A 17,757-nucleotide genomic window follows, 5' to 3' on the forward strand; every position below is an offset into this window, starting at 1 on the left:
GCGTGGGTGGCAGACGCTCTCCCGGAGACTGCAGCCGAAGATTGCTCGGGTGCGGTGACAGTGGGGCGGGCGCCTTTGCCGTGCTGTGTAGACGTGGTTACGGTGGCGAAAGCGCCACCGTCGGTACTCATTTATTCAGTTCGCCGTGCCCGTGGCAACCAGTTGCCATCACTTGTCGCGGAAGCGTCAGCGAAGTAGCGCCGGTTCGGCGGCAACCCCGTTCCCGGTGAAACGACCCGTCAGCAGCCCCGTCGATTCACGGATGATCAATTGCGACGGGAGGAGTGCGACTTTCAGTGGTTTCGGTGGGAGGAAACGAGAGGAAGCCGGCTTACGAAGCTCGACCAGCAAGGTTTGCACCGCATAGGCACCGAGGCTGTGCAATGAAGCCGACACTGTTGTGAGCGGGGGGCTGCAGAAGTCCGAGCCGAAGATGTTGTCGAAGCCGATGACCGATACCTCGCCGGGCACGGCGATTCCCTGCCGCGCGAACCCCCGCATGAGTCCGATGGCCATGAGGTCGTTGTACACGATCAGGGCAGATGCGGCGCCTGTGGCCAACTCGTGTGCCGCGGTGAGCCCTCCCGCCTGGGTCGGAGCGTACGGCCCCACGCGCCTGCCTTTCAGGGAGAGCTCATACGTCGCTTCACGGAATGCCTGCCAGCGGATGCCGTCGGCCCAGGAATCCTTCGGACCCGAGACATAGGTGATCGCACTGTGCCCCAGGTCAGCCAGGTGCTCGACCGCTCGCCGCATCCCTCGCGCGTTGTCGGTGACCACGCTGGGGATATCGCTCGTCGATCGGTTGAGGACGACTGTGGGGCGCTGCTTGGCGGCGACGCGGATCGAGGAGTCCGACATGCGGGACGTGGCCAGGATGATTCCGTCGACGAGGGGCAGGGTGCGATCCAGTGCCGTGCGCTCAGCATCCGCGGACTCGTTGACGTCGGCGATGAGAAGGGTGTAGCCGGCCGCCGATGCCGTCTCTTCGGCCCCCCGGATGATCTCGAAGAAGAACGGATTCGTGACATCCGATACCAGGAGGGCGATCAGCGAACTCCGCGCGGGCGAGAGCGCCTGGGGCACGGGAGTCGTCCGATAACCCAGTTCGGCCGCGACCCGGCGGATGCGATCGGCGGTCTCAGCGTTGACGCGACCTGGCCGGGAGAACGTCCGCGAAACGGTCGAGGCGGCGACGCCGCATGCCGCTGCGACGTCGTAAATCGTCGGACGGGAGTGACGGGCAACGTCGCCGTCCGGAGCTTCAGACACCCTCAGACTCTACGTTGATTGAGAGATTCTGGCAACCGGTTGTCGCGGTTCGGGAGATGATGGACGAGGTCGTCCTATACAGTGGCAACTTCTTGCAGCCTTCGGCTGCCTCACAACGGGGAACCCACCACATGACAGACGAGATCGTTCCAGTAAGGGTTGACCTTCCGGAGGGCGGGGCTCCTCTTCGCGACGCCGACTCGTCTGTCGCGCTCGGCACTGTGGCAGGCTCCCAGGTCGAAATGGCTGAGACGGCGCTCCGTCGACTGGGAATCGCGAACGCTCGGGTGCATCACTTCGGCGAGCTTGCCCGGGTGATCGTGGACGCCGCAGACATCCCGGTCGTGAGCGTGGAGCCTCTTCGCGGCGAGGTGGTCAGCCTTGTGCAGTCCGCGGGATTCTCTGCCGTCGCACTCGACATGACGGGGACACGACTCCCGGGACCCTCCGGATGCCCAGCGCGCGCGACAACCGCGACAACTGGTGGCAAGAGCTAGGCAATCTCCGAATGGCTCGCCACCATCAGGTTCTAAGCGTGGCGATCCTGTAGCGCCCGATCGGTATCGGACCGACAGGCGCGCGCCACTCAATCGATGGAGATTCGACTATGGCTATGCACAGACCTGCCCGCAAACGGGTATCGCGAATAGCGGTTCCACTCGTCCTCACGCTTCTCGCCGGAAGCGTCGCCGTGGCCACCACGGACGCCAGCCCGGCGACGGCGGCTCCGGCCCCCGGGGTCGAAGCGGTCAGCAAGGCGCTTCTCAAAATCAAGGGCAAGACCTTCAAGGACCTCAACGCCAATGGTGAACTCGACGCCTATGAGGACTGGCGGCGTCCCGTCGCGGAACGCGTTGACGACCTGGTCGGCAAGATGACGCTGGCCGAGAAGGCCGGCCTGATGCTCATCGACACGCTCAATGCGGCCTGTGACACGGCAACCGGCACACGAGGCACCGTGCCAGCAGCTGCGACGAACTTCATCGACACGCAGAACATGCGGCGCCTGATCATCCGGAACGTCGTCACGAGCGAGGACAAGGCTGTGTGCGGCGACCCGGCAGCCGGCGGCTTCGCCGCGAGCACCAGTGTCACTCCGGGCGAAGCGGCGAATTTCACCAATTCGGTTCAGGAGATGGCAGAAGCCTCGCGTCTCGGCATCCCGGTTCTCTTCAAATCGAATGCGCGCAACCACATCGACCCGAACGCACGCGCGGGCATCAATGAGGCGGCCGGGGCCTTCACGGCGTTCCCGAAAGAAGCAGGGCTTGCCGCTGCGGCGCTTGGCGAAGAAGTCGGCTACACCGGCGGGACCCCGACGACCGGTGACATGTCGATCGTTGAGGACTTCGCCGAAGTCATGGGTGACGAATGGGCATCCATCGGCCTGCGCGGAATGTACGGGTACATGGCGGACCTCTCCACGGAACCGCGGTGGTACCGGGCACACGAGACGTTCACCGAAGACGCCGACCTCAACTCGAACATCATGCGAAGCCTCGTGCAGACCCTGCAAGGCCCCGTCGATGCCGATGGTCTTTCGCTCTCTCCTGAGTCGCAAGTCGCCCTCACCATGAAGCACTTCCCCGGTGGTGGACCGCAGGAGCTCGGGTTTGACCCTCACTACTCCTTCGGGAAGACCCAGGTCTACCCGGGCGGCGGTTTCGAATACGCGCTGAAGCCGTTCGAGGCAGCGATCGAAGCCGGCGTTTCGTCGATCATGCCGTACTACGGCGTTCCGATGGATGTCACTCACAACGGCGTCACCTACGACGAAGTCGGCATGGCATTCTCTGACCAGATCGTCAACGGTCTGCTTCGGGATGAACTCGGGTTCAAGGGTTACGTGAACTCCGACACCGGCATCATCAACGACCGGGCGTGGGGCCTCGAGGATGCGACGATTCCCGAGCGTGTGGCGGCCGCGATCAACGGGGGAACCGAAACGCTGTCGGGCTTCAGCGACGTCGACACCATCCTCGACCTCGTCGATGCCGGTCTCGTGGCCGAGACCCGGGTCACCCAGGCTGCCGAGCGGCTCCTCGAGCCGATGTTCCACCTGGGACTCTTCGAAGACCCGTATGTCGACGAAGCCGCTGCCGATTCGACCGTGGGAACCGCGGAACACAACGAAACTGCCCTGGAGATTCAGCAGAAGTCTGCGGTGCTCCTGCAGAACAAGAAGAACGCCACCGGCACAGCAACGCTCCCTCTCGCGGAGGGATCGAGCGTGTACCTCCTCGGAGACATCCAGCCGGATGTCGCGGAAGAGTACGGCTACACCGTCATCGACGGTCAGAGCACGGATGCCAGTGGGGCTCGCCCGAGCGCCGCAGGCAGCGACTACGTCGTGATTTCGATGACGGCGACGAACAAGAACACGAGCACGTACGACAGCCGTAAGGCCGCCGAGACCGCCCCGGTGAACCCGATCGTCGCGGACGGATTCGATGGCCTGGACGGCGAGAGCCGCTTCGGTGCCACCGATGCGTGCATCACGCACGGCACGCCGGCGTGCACCGACAACGGACTGCGATTCGGTGGCTCACTTCCGTGGGAGACGAACCTTCTCGACTTCACCGGAATGTCAACGTCGGAATCGTGGCAGGTCACCCCGTCGCTCGACACCATTCAGCAGGTCATGGCTGAGGTCGACGACCCAAGCAAAGTCGTGTTGCACGTGTACTTCCGCCAGCCATTCGTGCTGGACGAAGCGAGCGGCCTGCGCGATGCCGGAGCGATCGTCGCCGGTTTCGGGATGAGCGACACCGCACTCATGGACGTCCTCTCCGGGAAGGTCAACCCGCAGGGTCGGATGCCGTTCGCCCTGGCGGGAACCCGCGCGGCCGTTGAGCAGCAGTTCAGTGATCTGCCGGGATACAAGGAGACCGACGACGGCGCGCTGTTCGAGTTCGGGCACGGACTCAACTATGAGGTCGACAAAAAGAAGAACACACGTCACCCCAACAAGTAGAACCGTAGACGGTGATTGCGGACTGGCCCGATACGCCCCGGCGTATCGGGCCAGTCCTGTGCCACCCAGCCGAACGCAGTCGAGCATTTTTGAAGAAGCACCCAGAGACATCCGGGATTAGAGTCGTGCCATCGGACTGCTGCGAAAGGAGACCGCCCGTGAACGACACGAGTGGGAAGAGCTACGACGGATTTTCGGCCGAAGAACGCGAGGCCATGAAGGAACGCGCGAAGGAGCTGAAAGCCGAGGCACGCCGTGACGAGCGCGACGCCAAGGCCCGCGAGAAAGGGGAGGCGGACCTGCTCGCGAAGATCGCCGAGATGTCGGATGGAGACCGCGCCATCGCTGAGCGCGTGCACGCCGTGATCACGGAAGCCGCACCCAGCCTCCTGCCGAAGACCTGGTACGGGATGCCGGCATATGCCAGGGATGGCGAGGTTGTCTGTTTCTTTCAGCCGGCGGACAAGTTCAGCGCGCGGTACTCGACGCTGGGATTCAACGACCCCGCACAACTCGACGACGGCACCATGTGGGCGACCTCGTTCGCGCTGACGAAACTGACCCCCGAGGACGAGGAGAAGATTGCCGCTCTGGTCAGAAGGGCTGTGGGCTGACGGAAGGGCTGTGGGCTGACGGACGCCGAAGGACGCCCTGTCAGCCCCTCAGCACGACCTTCATCGGTGGGGCTCAGGCGACAGCCCGGCGACCCCTGATGAAGTAGGCGATCGGCCCAACCCAGTTGATGGCAATGATCGCCGCCCAGAGACCCTTCCGGCCACGGATTTCTGCGGCGGAGCGTTTGGCGAGGTCCCGCCAGGCGGTGGCAGCGAGGGCCATCTGCGCCGTGCCCATCGCCACGACGCCGGCCTTCTTTCCTGTGCTCAGCTCGCTCCAGGTCGGCTTCTTGTTCTTCTTTCCGCGCCGCTTCTTTCGATTGTCTTTCGCCAGCTTGTTGATCGTCAGCTTCGTCACGATGGTTACTCCCTTTCTGAATGGAACGCGAACATTCCTCTTCAGAATCTCCCCAACGATCCGTCGGCACAACCGGGTAGCCGCCAATCTCGCGGACGATGGCGGCCTATTGAGAGGTCCATCGGGACACAAAAAAAGCCTCCGAGCTCTCGGAGGCTTTTCTTCTGTTTCAACGCTGTGCGCGAGGGGGGACTTGAACCCCCACGCCCTTTCGAGCACTGGCACCTGAAGCCAGCGCGTCTGCCAATTCCGCCACTCGCGCAGTGTTGCGACACATGCGTGTCAACTCAGCGAGATTAGCATGGCGTCGACTGAATCGCCATTCGAGTCGGGTGCCACCGGACTCGGATCTCCGAGACTTCTCAGGCCTCGGTTGTATGGTTCCTGAGCCAGGCCGCTAGCGGCCGCGTCGAAGGGGGGCCTCACTCTCAGGCCCGCCTACTAACATGTGGGTAGCCATTGAACACGATCGGGAGACCTGTGGGCATTCTGGACAACTTCGAGAAGGGTCTCGAACGTGCCGTGAACGGTGCGTTCGCCAAGACCTTCCGTTCGGGGCTGCAGCCGGTCGAGATCACGTCGGCGCTCAAGCGCGAACTCGACACCAAGGCCGTCGTCGTGAGCCGCGACCGCATCCTCGCTCCCAACCAGTTCGTCGTGCGCATGTCGACCTCCGACCACGAGCGCATGTCTGGCATCGGCCCAGCCCTCATCGACGAGCTCACCAGCCTCGTACAGAAGCATGCGGCCCACCAGGGATACACGTTTGCCGGCGGAATCAGCATCCGGTTGAAGCCGGACGGCAGCCTTTCCGACGGGATGCTGCACCTCGATTCCGTCAACGTGAAGGGGCAGGTTTCGTGGACCCCGGTTCTCGACGTCGGCGGCAAGCGTTACCCGATCACCAAGGCCAGGACAGTCATCGGACGCGGGAGCGACGCCGACATCACCATTGACGACTCGGGGACGAGCCGCAAACACGTCGAAATCCTCTGGGACGGCGAGCGCGCTCAGGCACGCGATCTCGGCTCAACCAACGGTTCGACGCTGAACGGAGCACCGTTCACGCAGGTCGCCCTCTCGCCCGATTCGGTCGTTCAGATCGGCCGGACCCGTATTGTGTTCCGAGTGCTGGCACAATCTTCCACCCCGAGTTCACCCGACAACCTCGACGACTCCACCCGCGCTTACGGCGCAGAGGGCGGATTCTGGGGGCCCTCGTCGTGAGTGAACTCACCCTCCTGGTGCTCCGCATCGGGTTCCTGCTTTTGTTGTGGCTTTTTGTCTTCGCCATCGTCTACGCCCTCCGCTCCGACATCTTCGGCCACGGCCCTCGCAAAACCCAGGCGGCGCAGGCCGCGCAGCCGGCCCCGCGAGCCGCGCCCCCGCCCGCACCTCCGGTTCTGCCGACCAGGACGGCACCCCCGGTGCTGCCGCCCAGCGGCCGCAAGAATGAGAAGGCGACGATCAACAACGTCAGCCGCCTCGTGATCACGGCAGGTCCCAAGGAAGGGCTCGAGGTGTCACTCGGGCGCGATCCGCTGACGATCGGCAGGGCACCGGACTCGGGGCTCGTCATCCGCGACGATTTCACCTCCACCCACCACGCCAAACTCCTGCTGTGGAACGAAGACTGGATGATCCAGGACCTCGACTCGACCAATGGCACGTTCCTCGGGGGAAAACGCATCAGTTCACCGACGCAGATCACGCTCGGCACCCCGATCAAGGTCGGCGCGACCAGTTTTGAACTGCGGCGGTAGACGACAGTGACCAAAGCAGGCGACTCTGCGGCCATCTCCCATGTCGGGAAGATCCGCTCGAACAACCAGGACTCCGGTTATGCCGGAACCCACCTGTTCGTCGTCGCCGACGGCATGGGCGGCCACGCCGGTGGTGACGTGGCCAGCGCCATCGCCCTCAAACGCATCATGCAGGCGGATGCCGACTTCACCAGTGCGCAGGATGCCGAAGCGGCCCTGCAGACGGCGATCAGCGCCGCGAATGCTGAACTCGCCGAGGCTGTCTTCGAGCATCCGGAACTCGGCGGCATGGGCACCACGGTCGACGCCATCATCGCGGTCGGCGACGAGGTCGCGATCGCCCACATCGGCGATTCCCGCATCTACCTCCTCCGCGACGGCGAACTGAGCCAGATCACCGCCGACCACACCTTCGTTCAACGCCTCGTCGACTCCGGCCGGATCACGGAGGAAGAAGCCATGGTTCATCCGCGGCGCTCCGTTCTGATGCGCGTGCTCGGTGACGTCGACTCGAACCCCGAGATCGACACCATGGTCATGCGCACCCACCCCGGCGATCGCTGGCTTCTCTGCTCCGATGGGCTCTCCGGTGTCGTCGACAAGGACGCGCTCCAGGCGACGCTCGCCCAGGAACTCCCCGCCAGACAGGTCGGCGAGCAGCTCATCCGCAAGGCACTCGACGGCGGAGCACCTGACAACGTCACTGTCGTCATCTTCGACGTCGGGGCCGAACGATCCGCAAGTGCGCAGACCCCGGTCATCGTCGGGTCGGCGTCTCGCCCCCTCGCCTTCCAGAATGACGCGCCGCGGCGGACAGGCCTGTTGCCCTCTCTCCGGCTTCACTCCGGGCGTGCCACCTCGTCGGGCCCGAGCCACTTCGAGCCCGCATCGGACGACTATCTCGACGAACTGATCGAAGAGGATGCCCGACGCGCGAAACGACGTCGGCTGACCTGGCTGGTCGGCTCCCTGGCCCTCGTTCTCGCCATCATCCTTGCCCTCCTGGTCGGCTATGCCTGGACCCAGTCGCGATTCTTCGTGGGAGCCGACGAGAACACCGTTGTGATCTACCAGGGGATCCAGCAGGACATCGGACCCTTCAGCTTGTCCACCGAGCACAACGACACCGGAATCCCCCTGTCGATGCTCTCCACGTACGACCGTCAGCAGGTGGAGCAGACCATCAGCGCGTCGTCTCTCGACGAGGCGCAGGAGATCGTCTCCCGGCTCCGAACCACCACGTCGAAGGACGACGAGTGATGACAAACGACTCGAGAACCCGCCCCACCGGCGCCGTCGGCGGTCGGATCGTTGAACTCCCTGCCCAGCAGGAGGAGTTCAAGGCAGATACAGCCGTCCTCCGCACCATGCGCAAGCTGCGCCTGCCGCTGAAGCTGCGCAACCGTGAGCTGGCGCTGCTCATCTTTGCCTGCGTCATCAACTCGGTGGCCATTCTCCTGGTGCAGCTCGGCGCGACCGGCGCCATCGACCTCGATCTCGTCTACCTCGGCGCAGGCCTCTCTGCGCTCGTTCTCGGCCTTCACGTCTGCCTGCGCTACGTGGCTCCGCAAGCCGACCCGTTGCTGTTGCCGATCGCCACCGTGCTCAACGGACTCGGCGTCGCCATGATCTACCGCATCGACCTCGCCGCGAACGCAACAGGGTGGGCCGCGGCCTCCACCCGGCAGATCCTGTGGAGCGGGATCGCCGTCCTTGCGGCAATCGTCGTGATCCTCGTGGTCAGGAACCATCGTGTCCTGTTCCGCTACACCTACCTGTTCGGCGCTTTCGCCTTCGTACTCCTGCTCCTCCCGCTCGTACCCGGCATCGGCCGTGAGGTCAGCGGAGCCCGGGTGTGGATCGGGATCGGCGACATCGTCAGCTTCCAGCCGGGCGAGATCGCCAAGATCGCGCTGGCCATCTTCTTCGCCGGCTACCTGGTTCGCACCCGCGACAGCCTGTCGATGGTCGGCAAGAAGTTCCTGTGGATGCAGTTTCCGCGGTTGCGCGACCTCGGGCCCATCCTCGTGGTCTGGGCTCTCTCGATGGCTATCATCGTGTTCCAGCACGACATGGGTACCGCGCTGCTCTTCTTCGGCCTGTTCACCGTCGTCCTCTACATCTCTACGGGACGGTTGAGCTGGATACTGATCGGTGTCGGGCTCTTCGCCGTCGGCGCCTACTTCGCCAGCCAGACGCTGACCTACGTCCACGGCCGGTTCCAGAACTGGCTGGATGCCTTCAGCCCACAGGTGTACGACGCACAGGGCGGCAGCTACCAGCTCGTCCAGGGCATCTTCGGGCTGGCGCAGGGCGGGCTCCTCGGCACAGGACTTGGCCAGGGACGCCCTGAACTCACCCCGCTGTCGCAGAGCGACTACATCATGGCGAGCCTCGGAGAGGAACTCGGTCTGGCGGGGATCTTCGCCATCCTCAGCCTCTACCTGCTCTTCGTATCCCGCGGGCTCCGGATCGGCTTCCGTGCCCAGGATGACTTCGGCAAGCTGCTTGCCGTCGGCCTCGCCTTCGTCATCGCCCTTCAGGTCTTCATCATGGTCGGCGGCGTCACCCGAGTCATCCCGCTGACCGGCCTGACCACGCCTTTCCTCGCGGCGGGTGGCTCGTCTCTCGTCGCCAACTGGATCATCGTCGCTCTGCTCCTGCGCGTGAGCGACAGCATCCGTACTGGGCCGGTACAGGAGGTTTCCTCGTGAATCGTGAACTGAAGCGCGTCAGCGTGCTCGTCCTCGTCATGTTCTTCGCCCTGTTCGGGTCGACGACAATCATCCAGGTGCTCCAGGCAGACACCCTCCGCCTCGACTCAAGGAACACCCGCGCCCTCTACGACAGCTACGACACCGAGCGAGGGCCGATTCTGGCCGGAAGCACGGTGATCGCCCAGTCGGTGCCCACCGGCGACCAGTTCGTCTTTCAGCGCGCATACCCCGAGGGGGCGATGTACGCACCCATCACGGGATACTTCAACCCGACCCAGGGCTCGGCGGGTATCGAGAAGTACATGAATGATTACCTGTCGGGTACCTCCAATTCCCAGTTCCTCGACACCATCAACCAACTCGTCGCCGGGCAGGCCCCGAAGGGCGCGGCCGTCGAAGTGACCATCGACCCGGATGTTCAAAAGGCGGCGTTCGAGGCGCTCGGCGACCGACAGGGGGCGGTTGTGGCGATCGAGCCCTCGACCGGCCGGATCCTTGCCATGGCGTCGACTCCGACCTATGACCCGAACGCGCTGGCGTCGCACGATTCGCAGAGCGTCATCACCGCCTACGAGGCCCTCAAGGCGGATTCCCTCGACCCGTTGAGCAACCGGGCCACGAGCGGCAACATGAACCCACCCGGCTCGTCGTTCAAGGTTCTGGTCGCCGCGGCAGCCGTCGAAAGCGGTAAGTACACGGCCGAGTCGACCTTCCCGAACCCCGTCAGCCTTCAGCTTCCTGGGAGCAGCGCGACGGTCTACAACTGGAACCGCCTGGCCTGCGGCCCGGGCGAGACAGTCACCCTGGCCGAGGCGATCCGGCAGAGTTGCAACGTTCCCCTGGCCCAGCTCGGTATGGAACTGGGCGACGACGCTCTTCGCGAAACCGCCGAGAAGTTCGGGTTCAACACGAAGATGGCGCTTCCTACTCCTGCCGGCGTGAGCGTCTACCCCAAGGACCTTGACGACGCCCAGACCGGGCTGACCGCCTTCGGCCAGTACGAAGTCCGGGCGACTCCGCTCCAGATGGCGCTCGTCTCAGCTGGAATCGCCAACGGCGGCACCGTCATGGCACCGACCCTCGTCGACCGCGTGACGGGCCGGAACCTCGAAGTTCTCAAGAGTTTTGAACCGCAGGTCATGAGCGACGCCGTCAGCTCTGAAACGGCCACATCGGTCACGGAGATGATGATCGACAGCGTGGCTAGCGGTCAATCGAACGGTGCAAGAATAGAGGGGGTCGACGTGGCGGGTAAGACTGGCACAGCTCAGAACGGTGAGGACGAACCATATTCGCTGTGGTTCACCGGATTCGCCCCAGCAAGCAATCCCGAGGTCGCGGTCGCGGTTGTCGTTGAGAACGACGGAAATCTGGGTCGTCACAGCTCAGGGAACATCGTTGCCGCGCCAATTGCCAAGAAAGTTCTAGAGGCGGTGCTGAACAAATGAGACCCACAGCAGGGGTCACCTTCGGGGGACGATACGAACTGGAGTCCCGGATCGCCATCGGCGGTATGGGCGAAGTGTGGAACGCCACCGACCTCGTCATCGGTCGGACTGTCGCGATCAAGATTCTCAAGGAAGAGTATCTCGGCGACCCCAACTTTCTCGAGCGGTTCCGCTCCGAAGCGAGGCACGCGGCTCTGGTCAACCACGAAGGCATCGCCAACGTCTTCGACTACGGCGAGGAGGAAGGCAGCGCCTTCCTGGTGATGGAGCTCGTGCCAGGCGAAGCCCTCTCCACCTTGCTTGAACGTGAACACGTGCTGGCGACCGACAAAGTGCTCGACATCACGGCGCAGACCGCGCTCGCACTGCAGGCGGCGCACGCCGCCGGCCTGGTACACCGCGACATCAAACCAGGCAACCTCCTCATCACACCTGATGGTCGCGTCAAGATCACCGACTTCGGCATCGCGCGCATCGCCGATCAGGTTCCACTGACCGCAACGGGCCAGGTCATGGGCACCGTGCAGTATCTCTCTCCGGAGCAGGCATCCGGCCACCCTGCGTCACCGACGACGGATATCTATTCTCTGGGAATCGTCGCGTACGAATGCCTGGCAGGCAAGCGACCCTTCACGGGCGAATCGCAGGTTGCCATCGCCATGGCGCAGATCAACGAGACCCCACCGCCCCTGCCGGTCACGGTCTCCGAACCGGTGCGCAACCTCGTCCTTTCGATGATCGCGAAGAACCCGGCTGACCGTCCGGCATCGGCGGCACACGTGACCCGCGCAGCACAGGCCCTGCGCCGTGGAGACACCGCTGCGGCCGCGGCGGCTGTGCCTGCGATCGCCGAGGGCGGCGCACTCACCGACGCAACCGTGCTGATGAACAGCGGCGGGGATGCCACCACGCAACTCCTCGGGGCGTCGGAGGTCACGACGACAACGGCCGAAGTGCCGACCACTGAGGGCGAGAAGAAGAAGCGCAGTGCCTGGACCTGGCCGCTGATAGCGCTGATTACGATTCTGGCCATCGTGCTCACCGGAACCGTCATCGCACTCGTCAATCAGGGCGAAGTAGAAACGCCTCCCGCGACGTCCAGCACGCCGGCACCGGTCGCGACCACCCCGTCGGCGACACCGTCGCCGACGCCCACGCCGACACCGACGAGCGATCTCATTGCTGTCAGCGGCTCGGACTTCGTCGGCGACACCTATGACGAAGCCGCCGCGAAGCTCAGGGAACTCGGACTCGCCTCCGAACGTTCGGAGGGGAATGCGGCGACCTCCGAGGATCAGGTCGGAATCGTCTACGGGATCGACCCGGAGGGCAACCTCCAACGAGGCCAGATCGTCACCGTCACCGTGTACGGGCCGATGGCGGAGATTCCGATCCCGACAGATCCGCCGACCCTCTCCGGTGAGGGATGCGACGCCGCTGGTCGATGCGTGAATGTCGCGGCAGGCACGACGGTCACCGCCAACTGGCCGGCCTTCACCCAGTGCCCCGCCGGAATGCAGATGCTCGGGTACCGGATCACTGCAGTGGGCGGGACTCCGACAGCTGCAGGCGGCGCCGTCAGCACCAACAGTGGCGACATCGTCGTCGGAGATACGGAAGGCACCCTGAGCGTCACCTACAGCGCGTTCTGCGGTTCATCCGAGTCGGGCCAGTCGCCTGCGGCGACCGCGCAGATCCGCGCGGCCCAGCCTGAATGAGCATTCCTCGCCGACTACAATGTCCCTGACCCATCCGAGGTCCGATTTAAGGAGTTCATGAGTGGCTGACGAACAACGCCTGCTCGCAGGGCGCTACCTCGTCGGTGACCTGATCGGTCGCGGTGGCATGGCCAACGTTTTCCGAGGAACGGACACAAAACTCGGACGTACCGTCGCGATCAAGATCCTCAAGGCCGACCTCGCTAACGACCCTGCCTTCCGTACTCGGTTCCGCCAGGAGGCCCAGGCAGCGTCCCGGATGGCGCACCCCACCATCGTTCGTGTCTTCGACGCCGGCGAGGAGACGGTCAAGCATGACGGCCGTGTTTCACGTGAACCCTTCATTGTCATGGAGTACGTCTCTGGGCGCACGTTGAAAGCCGTCATCTCCGAAGGCCCGATGGAGTCGGCGCGCGCCGTCGCCATCGCCGAGGGCGTCCTGACCGCCCTCGAATACTCCCACCGCGCCGGGGTCGTGCACCGCGACATCAAGCCGGGCAACATCATGATCACCCCTGACGAGCAGGTCAAGGTGATGGACTTCGGAATCGCCAGGGCCGTCTCGGACTCCTCATCGACCGTCGCCCAGACCACGGCGATCCTCGGCACCGCGTCGTACTTCTCGCCCGAGCAGGCCAAGGGCGAGGTCGTCGACGCGAGGACTGACCTGTACTCGATGGCCGTTGTGCTGTTCGAGATGCTGACCGGACGGGCGCCGTTCCGCGGCGATACCGCCGTGGCCGTCGCCTACCAGCACGTCAGTGAGACCGCGGTCCGGCCGTCATCGGTGAACCGGAAAGTTTCTCCTGCGCTCGACCATGTCGTGATGCGTGGACTCTCGAAGGATCGGTTCGAGCGGTACCAGACCGCCGCGGACTTCCGCGACGACCTCCAGGTCGCGGCAGCCGGAAAAATCCCGCGCCATCACAACACGACCGACGCCAGCACGGCTCTGTTCGGTCCGCCTCCCGGGGCCTCATCGAGCACAGAACAGGCGCTGCGCCAACTGACCAGTGACGACTCGGTGACCAGAACCCAGCGCCGGCCGCCGGTGGTGTGGATCTGGGCGGGTATCGCCTCGATCGCCGTGGTGCTGATCGCTGTCATGATCTGGGTGATGTCGCTGGGGCAGGCACCCGTCCTCCAGACTGAGTCCCGGCCGATTCCCGACCTGGTCGGTGTCAGCGAAGAGAGTGCGATCAACACCCTGACCGAACTCGATCTCGTCGCCAGTGTGGTCACCGAGGAGAGCGCCACCGTCGACGAGGGTTTGGTCATCCGCACCGACCCGAACAAAGACAGCAAGGTGCGCCCGAAGGATGTCGTACGGCTCTACGTGTCGCTGGGCGCGGCGAAGGTGACCGTGCCCGACGTCATTAACAAGACGACGGAGCAGGCACAGGCCGATCTCGCCACTGTTGGCCTGGCATCCGGTGCCATCTCGAAAGAGAACTCTCCTGACCGTTCGGCGGGCTCGGTCATCAGCACCGACCCGGCAGCTGACGCTGAAGTGGCCAAGGGAACGACGGTCAACCTGCTCGTCTCAAGTGGTCTGGTGACCATCAAGGATGTACGCGCGCAGAGCATCGACGTGGCTACCGACCTGATGCAAGACCCGACGGTCGGCCTCACGGTCGAACCGGTGCCTGACCCGGCGTGCCCTGCCCTGCCCGGTAACCCCGTGACGGCCCAGTCGCTCGCGCCCGGAGACGTGCCGCAGCGCTCGACGATCCAGCTGACCTACTGCTCGGGCTAGCCCTCCGCGCTGCCCTCCGCGCTGCCGCTGGCGCGGCAACGCTTCCAGGGGCCGCGCTGACGCGGCATCGCTTCCAGGAACCGCCCTCCGCGCTGCCCTCCGCGCTGCCGCTGGCGCGGCAACGCTTCCAGGGGCCGCGCTGACGCGGCATCGCTTCCAGGGACCGCCCTCCGCGCTGAAACACCAGAACGGCGGCCCCGACTTCCGTCACGGCCGCCGTTGTGGGAAAAAGGGGTTAACGCAGCTGGTCATCCGTACGCGTGGCGTCGTAGACCGGCTCATCCACGAGCGGCGAGGTGCCGCTGTCCGGAGCGACGTATCCCGTGGTCGACGACGCGTACCCGGTGGTCCCGGACGTGCTTTCTGATTCGCCCTTGATGTCCTTCGCCTGGCTTGCGGCGTCGTCCTTGACGTTGGAGAAGGCGTTTGCCGCGGCGTCCTTCACGGACTCGGCAGCCTCCTTCGCCGGCTCCTTCAGATCCTCGGCGACACCCTTGGCTGTTTCCTTGAGGTCGTCGACGAGAGGGGCGGCTTTCTCCTTCGCCGTCTGGGCGAGTTCCTTCTCCTTGTCGGATGCCGGGATCAGCGACGCAGCAAGCAGGCCCGCTCCGAAGGCGATCAGTCCGACAGCCAGCGGGTTGCCCTTCGCCTTGTCGACAGCCCGATGCTGGACGTTCCCGAGACGGGACGCCTTGTCACCGACTTTGTCACCGACCGTCGACGCAGCGTCAGTAACGTGATCCTTGGCATCTTCTGCTGCACCCATGACGCTGTCCTTAATCTTTCTGGCCATGCCTTTCACCTTCTCCGTCTGACGCTGGGCAATGCTCGAGGGGCTCACCTTGTCTGCCAGGGCGTCCACGTCGTAGCTGAGGTTGCTCCGGGTCTCTTCGATTTCCTGCTTGATCGCTTCAGGATCGTTCGTCATCTCTGGTCCTCACTTGTCTTGAATGCCTCGGGAACTTCTTTGAGCGTTTCCACCGTCTTGGGGACGCCCTGAATCTCTTCGATTTCCTTCTTGCCACGTAGAGCGAGAATCGCGGCAACGATGCCCCAGATGACGGCAACGATGATGGCTGACCAGACGAGGCCGGTCAGGAATCCGAGTCCCCACCACAGCGCGACCGAGAGGAAGACGAGGGCCAGCAGTCCGGCTACACCGGCTGCGCCGAACATGCCCGCGCCCTTCCCGGCCTTCTTCGCTGAGGCGGTGATCTCGGCCTTGGCCAGTTCGACCTCCTGGCGGAACAACGTGGAGATATCCTTCGTCACTTCGCCGAGGAGCTGGCCGAGCGACTCGGACCGCTGTTCTGGGTCGGGCACGTAGGGTTCACTCATCGAAGGTCACCGCTGGTTGTGTAGTCCGGCGAGCCGGAAGGGGCCGTGTAACCGGTCGATGCGGTGTCGTAACCGGTGGTGTCACCGTATGCGGTGGTTCCTGAGTAGGCGGTACCCGTCGTGGCGATCGTCGGGTCTTCGCCGATGTAGTCGGCGCGACCAGCCTGGTAGCCGGCGTCCGAAGACTCGTTACCGCTTGCCAGAGACTTGGCGATCCGGCCCACGACGATGCCGGCTCCCGCGGCGATGGCGATGAAGACGCCCGGGCGTCGCCGCGCGAAGCGCTTCACTTCGGTGAGCACGTCGGAAGGGTCACGTCCCTCGAGCCATCCCGCAACGTCACTCGCGCGAGAGGCGGCCTGGGAGACGAGATTCGATGCAGCGCCGCGAGTCTCAGACGAGTCGGCCATCGACCGCAGCTCGTCGCTGACCGATCGGATGCCGCCGGCGGCGCGTTCCTGCTGGGTGGAGACCTGATCTTTCAACTGAGTCCGGACCTGGCCCACGAGGTTCCTGGCCTGGTTTCCGACCTCTTGCTTCACGTTGGACGCCTCATCGGCGGCCACACCGGCGACGTGGGATCCTGCGTCACGTACGCGGTCGGTGGTCGACGTGTCGTCGGCGCCTGAAGTTTGTGTCATGATTCTTCCTCCTTGGAGGAGACCTGCTTGCCTGGTCAGGGGTGACGGCGGCAGCAAAGTCTCGAGTCGTGTGAAAGAAATCCTCACCCGCGGTCGCGGGAACGCAAAGCTTCAGCCCAAGGCTTGACACCCCGCGAACAGGGGAGTATCAGGGACCGCCCTCCGCGCTGCCCTCCGCGCTGCCCTCCGCGCTGCCGCTGGCGCGGCATCGCTTTCAGGGACCGCCCTCCGCGCTGCCCTCCGCGCTGCCGCTGGCGCGGCAACGCTTCCAGGGGCCGCGCTGGCGCGGCATCGCTTTCAGGGACCGCCCTCCGCGCTGCCGCTGGCGCGGCATCGCTTTCAGGGACCGCCTCCTAGGAGCGGACGAGCGGGGAGAGCCCCTTGGCGGTTTCAGCCGCCTCAGGCAGACCAGCTGCGGCGAGCCAGTTGCCCAGCATCAGGTAGCCGCCCTCGGTGAGCACACTTTCGGGGTGGAACTGCACCCCGAAGATCGGCGCCTCGCGGTGACGAAGTCCCATGATGACGCCTCCGCTTGTACGGCTCGTGATCACGAGGTCATCGGGTACCGTGCCGTCGACGACAGCGAGCGAGTGGTACCTGGTGGCGGTGAACGGCTGTGGCACGCCGGCATAGAACGCGCTGGCGTCGTGTTCGATCACGCTGGTCTTGCCGTGCATGAGTTCGTCAGCGTTGGTGACCGTTGCACCGAATGCCTCGGCGATGGCCTGATGTCCGAGGCACACACCGAGAAGCGGCGTCTCCGACGTCAGCGCCGCGTTGACCATCGCGATGGAGACACCGGCATCCGCTGGTTTTCCCGGACCGGGCGAGACGAGCACCGCGTCGTACTCGGCCAGCCTCGACGCGGCATCCCTCTCCCGAAAGGTGTCATTGCGCACCACCTCGGTTTCTGCGCCGAGCTGCAGGAGGTAGCCGTTCAGCGTGTAGACGAAGCTGTCGTAGTTGTCGATAACCAATACGCGGGTCACGGGTGCCTCTTACTCTTCAACGGTCACTTCCTGGGTCTCAATGAACGACTGGACCCAGGGGAACACGACGGTTCCCAGTACGTACAACGCTACAGCGATCAGCGCGATCAGAAGGAGGAGGCGAACCCAGACCGGTCCCGGCAGTGCCCTCCACAGTGCTCCGTACACG

17 protein-coding genes and 1 tRNA gene are annotated in these 17,757 nt (G+C 64.5%); 10 read left to right on the top strand and 8 right to left on the bottom strand.

Annotated features, from left to right (window positions below; translation table 11 throughout):
* Positions 1-186: 186 nt before the first annotated feature.
* Positions 187-1,272, bottom strand: coding sequence for a LacI family DNA-binding transcriptional regulator (locus tag ABIE24_RS05615; protein ID WP_354497617.1), 1,086 nt, complete (start codon positions 1,270-1,272; stop codon positions 187-189).
* 131 nt (positions 1,273-1,403) lie between these two features.
* Here ABIE24_RS05615 and ABIE24_RS05620 point away from each other — a divergent pair, with 131 nt between their 5' ends.
* The 3 genes from ABIE24_RS05620 to ABIE24_RS05630 all read left to right on the top strand — a co-directional run bounded on the left by ABIE24_RS05620 (position 1,404) and on the right by ABIE24_RS05630 (position 4,860).
* Positions 1,404-1,769 carry an adenine nucleotide alpha-hydrolase family protein gene (locus ABIE24_RS05620; RefSeq protein ID WP_354497619.1) on the top strand — a complete coding sequence of 122 codons (366 nt, stop codon included), beginning with the start codon at positions 1,404-1,406 and terminating at the stop codon, positions 1,767-1,769.
* 116 nt (positions 1,770-1,885) lie between these two features.
* Entirely contained in the window at positions 1,886-4,246 is a 2,361-nt protein-coding gene (locus tag ABIE24_RS05625) for a glycoside hydrolase family 3 protein (RefSeq protein ID WP_354497620.1), read from the top strand.
* Positions 4,247-4,461: 215 nt separating this feature from the next.
* Positions 4,462-4,860, top strand: a complete 399-nt coding sequence (locus ABIE24_RS05630) for an iron chaperone (protein ID WP_354498112.1) — start codon at positions 4,462-4,464, stop codon at positions 4,858-4,860.
* 73 nt (positions 4,861-4,933) lie between these two features.
* Here the strand turns inward: ABIE24_RS05630 and ABIE24_RS05635 are convergent, their stop codons facing one another.
* Together ABIE24_RS05635 and ABIE24_RS05640 are read right to left on the bottom strand one after the other, a co-directional pair.
* Positions 4,934-5,218, bottom strand: coding sequence for a PLDc N-terminal domain-containing protein (locus ABIE24_RS05635; protein ID WP_354497622.1), 285 nt, complete (start codon positions 5,216-5,218; stop codon positions 4,934-4,936).
* 178 nt (positions 5,219-5,396) lie between these two features.
* Positions 5,397-5,480, bottom strand: a tRNA-Leu gene (locus ABIE24_RS05640).
* Positions 5,481-5,698: 218 nt separating this feature from the next.
* Between ABIE24_RS05640 and ABIE24_RS05645 the strand changes: the two genes are divergently transcribed.
* The 7 genes from ABIE24_RS05645 (at position 5,699) to pknB (ending at position 14,620) form a co-directional block, all read left to right on the top strand.
* Positions 5,699-6,445, top strand: a complete 747-nt coding sequence (locus tag ABIE24_RS05645; RefSeq protein WP_354497624.1) for an FHA domain-containing protein — start codon at positions 5,699-5,701, stop codon at positions 6,443-6,445.
* The gene (locus ABIE24_RS05650; RefSeq protein WP_354497626.1) at positions 6,442-6,981 is read left to right on the top strand and encodes an FHA domain-containing protein FhaB/FipA; all 540 of its coding nucleotides are present in this window, start codon (positions 6,442-6,444) and stop codon (positions 6,979-6,981) included. Before ABIE24_RS05645 ends, ABIE24_RS05650 begins: the two co-directional genes overlap by 4 nt.
* 6 nt (positions 6,982-6,987) lie before the next feature.
* Positions 6,988-8,241: a Stp1/IreP family PP2C-type Ser/Thr phosphatase gene (locus tag ABIE24_RS05655; protein ID WP_354497628.1), complete on the top strand. Its 1,254-nt coding sequence runs from the start codon at positions 6,988-6,990 to the stop codon at positions 8,239-8,241.
* Between the two features lie 107 nt (positions 8,242-8,348).
* Positions 8,349-9,695 (top strand): FtsW/RodA/SpoVE family cell cycle protein, encoded by a 1,347-nt coding sequence (locus tag ABIE24_RS05660; protein ID WP_354498114.1) that lies wholly within the window; start codon positions 8,349-8,351, stop codon positions 9,693-9,695.
* Positions 9,692-11,146, top strand: coding sequence for a peptidoglycan D,D-transpeptidase FtsI family protein (locus tag ABIE24_RS05665; RefSeq protein ID WP_354497630.1), 1,455 nt, complete (start codon positions 9,692-9,694; stop codon positions 11,144-11,146). The genes ABIE24_RS05660 and ABIE24_RS05665 overlap by 4 nt, the downstream gene beginning before the upstream one ends.
* Positions 11,143-12,864 carry a protein kinase domain-containing protein gene (locus ABIE24_RS05670; protein WP_354497631.1) on the top strand — a complete coding sequence of 574 codons (1,722 nt, stop codon included), beginning with the start codon at positions 11,143-11,145 and terminating at the stop codon, positions 12,862-12,864. Before ABIE24_RS05665 ends, ABIE24_RS05670 begins: the two co-directional genes overlap by 4 nt.
* Positions 12,865-12,925: 61 nt before the next feature.
* The gene (gene pknB / locus ABIE24_RS05675; RefSeq protein ID WP_354497632.1) at positions 12,926-14,620 is read left to right on the top strand and encodes a Stk1 family PASTA domain-containing Ser/Thr kinase; all 1,695 of its coding nucleotides are present in this window, start codon (positions 12,926-12,928) and stop codon (positions 14,618-14,620) included.
* Between the two features lie 235 nt (positions 14,621-14,855).
* Here pknB and ABIE24_RS05680 read toward each other — a convergent pair whose 3' ends face one another.
* From ABIE24_RS05680 to ABIE24_RS05700, 5 genes are all read right to left on the bottom strand, one after another.
* Positions 14,856-15,548: a DUF3618 domain-containing protein gene (locus ABIE24_RS05680; RefSeq protein WP_354497634.1), complete on the bottom strand. Its 693-nt coding sequence runs from the start codon at positions 15,546-15,548 to the stop codon at positions 14,856-14,858.
* Positions 15,545-15,958 (bottom strand): phage holin family protein, encoded by a 414-nt coding sequence (locus ABIE24_RS05685; protein ID WP_354497635.1) that lies wholly within the window; start codon positions 15,956-15,958, stop codon positions 15,545-15,547. The genes ABIE24_RS05680 and ABIE24_RS05685 overlap by 4 nt, the downstream gene beginning before the upstream one ends.
* On the bottom strand, positions 15,955-16,599 hold the full coding sequence (locus ABIE24_RS05690) for a hypothetical protein (RefSeq protein WP_354497637.1): 645 nt from the start codon (positions 16,597-16,599) through the stop codon (positions 15,955-15,957). Before ABIE24_RS05690 ends, ABIE24_RS05685 begins: the two co-directional genes overlap by 4 nt.
* 353 nt (positions 16,600-16,952) lie before the next feature.
* Positions 16,953-17,588 (bottom strand): anthranilate synthase component II, encoded by a 636-nt coding sequence (locus ABIE24_RS05695; RefSeq protein WP_354497639.1) that lies wholly within the window; start codon positions 17,586-17,588, stop codon positions 16,953-16,955.
* Positions 17,589-17,597: 9 nt separating this feature from the next.
* The gene (locus tag ABIE24_RS05700; protein WP_354497641.1) at positions 17,598-17,756 is read right to left on the bottom strand and encodes a hypothetical protein; all 159 of its coding nucleotides are present in this window, start codon (positions 17,754-17,756) and stop codon (positions 17,598-17,600) included.
* Position 17,757: the final 1 nt, after the last annotated feature.

The organism is Mycetocola sp. 2940 (assembly GCF_040548835.1).
GTDB lineage: Bacteria > Actinomycetota > Actinomycetes > Actinomycetales > Microbacteriaceae > Mycetocola_A.

Coding starts and splice junctions, on each gene's coding strand:
- ABIE24_RS05685 (WP_354497635.1), bottom strand. CDS start 15,958: ATGAGTGAACCCTACGTGCCCGACCCAGAACAGCGGTCCGAGTCGCTC.
- ABIE24_RS05625 (WP_354497620.1), top strand. CDS start 1,886: ATGCACAGACCTGCCCGCAAACGGGTATCGCGAATAGCGGTTCCACTC.
- ABIE24_RS05620 (WP_354497619.1), top strand. CDS start 1,404: ATGACAGACGAGATCGTTCCAGTAAGGGTTGACCTTCCGGAGGGCGGG.
- ABIE24_RS05670 (WP_354497631.1), top strand. CDS start 11,143: ATGAGACCCACAGCAGGGGTCACCTTCGGGGGACGATACGAACTGGAG.
- ABIE24_RS05690 (WP_354497637.1), bottom strand. CDS start 16,599: ATGACACAAACTTCAGGCGCCGACGACACGTCGACCACCGACCGCGTA.
- ABIE24_RS05630 (WP_354498112.1), top strand. CDS start 4,462: ATGAAGGAACGCGCGAAGGAGCTGAAAGCCGAGGCACGCCGTGACGAG.
- ABIE24_RS05660 (WP_354498114.1), top strand. CDS start 8,349: ATGCGCAAGCTGCGCCTGCCGCTGAAGCTGCGCAACCGTGAGCTGGCG.
- ABIE24_RS05680 (WP_354497634.1), bottom strand. CDS start 15,548: ATGACGAACGATCCTGAAGCGATCAAGCAGGAAATCGAAGAGACCCGG.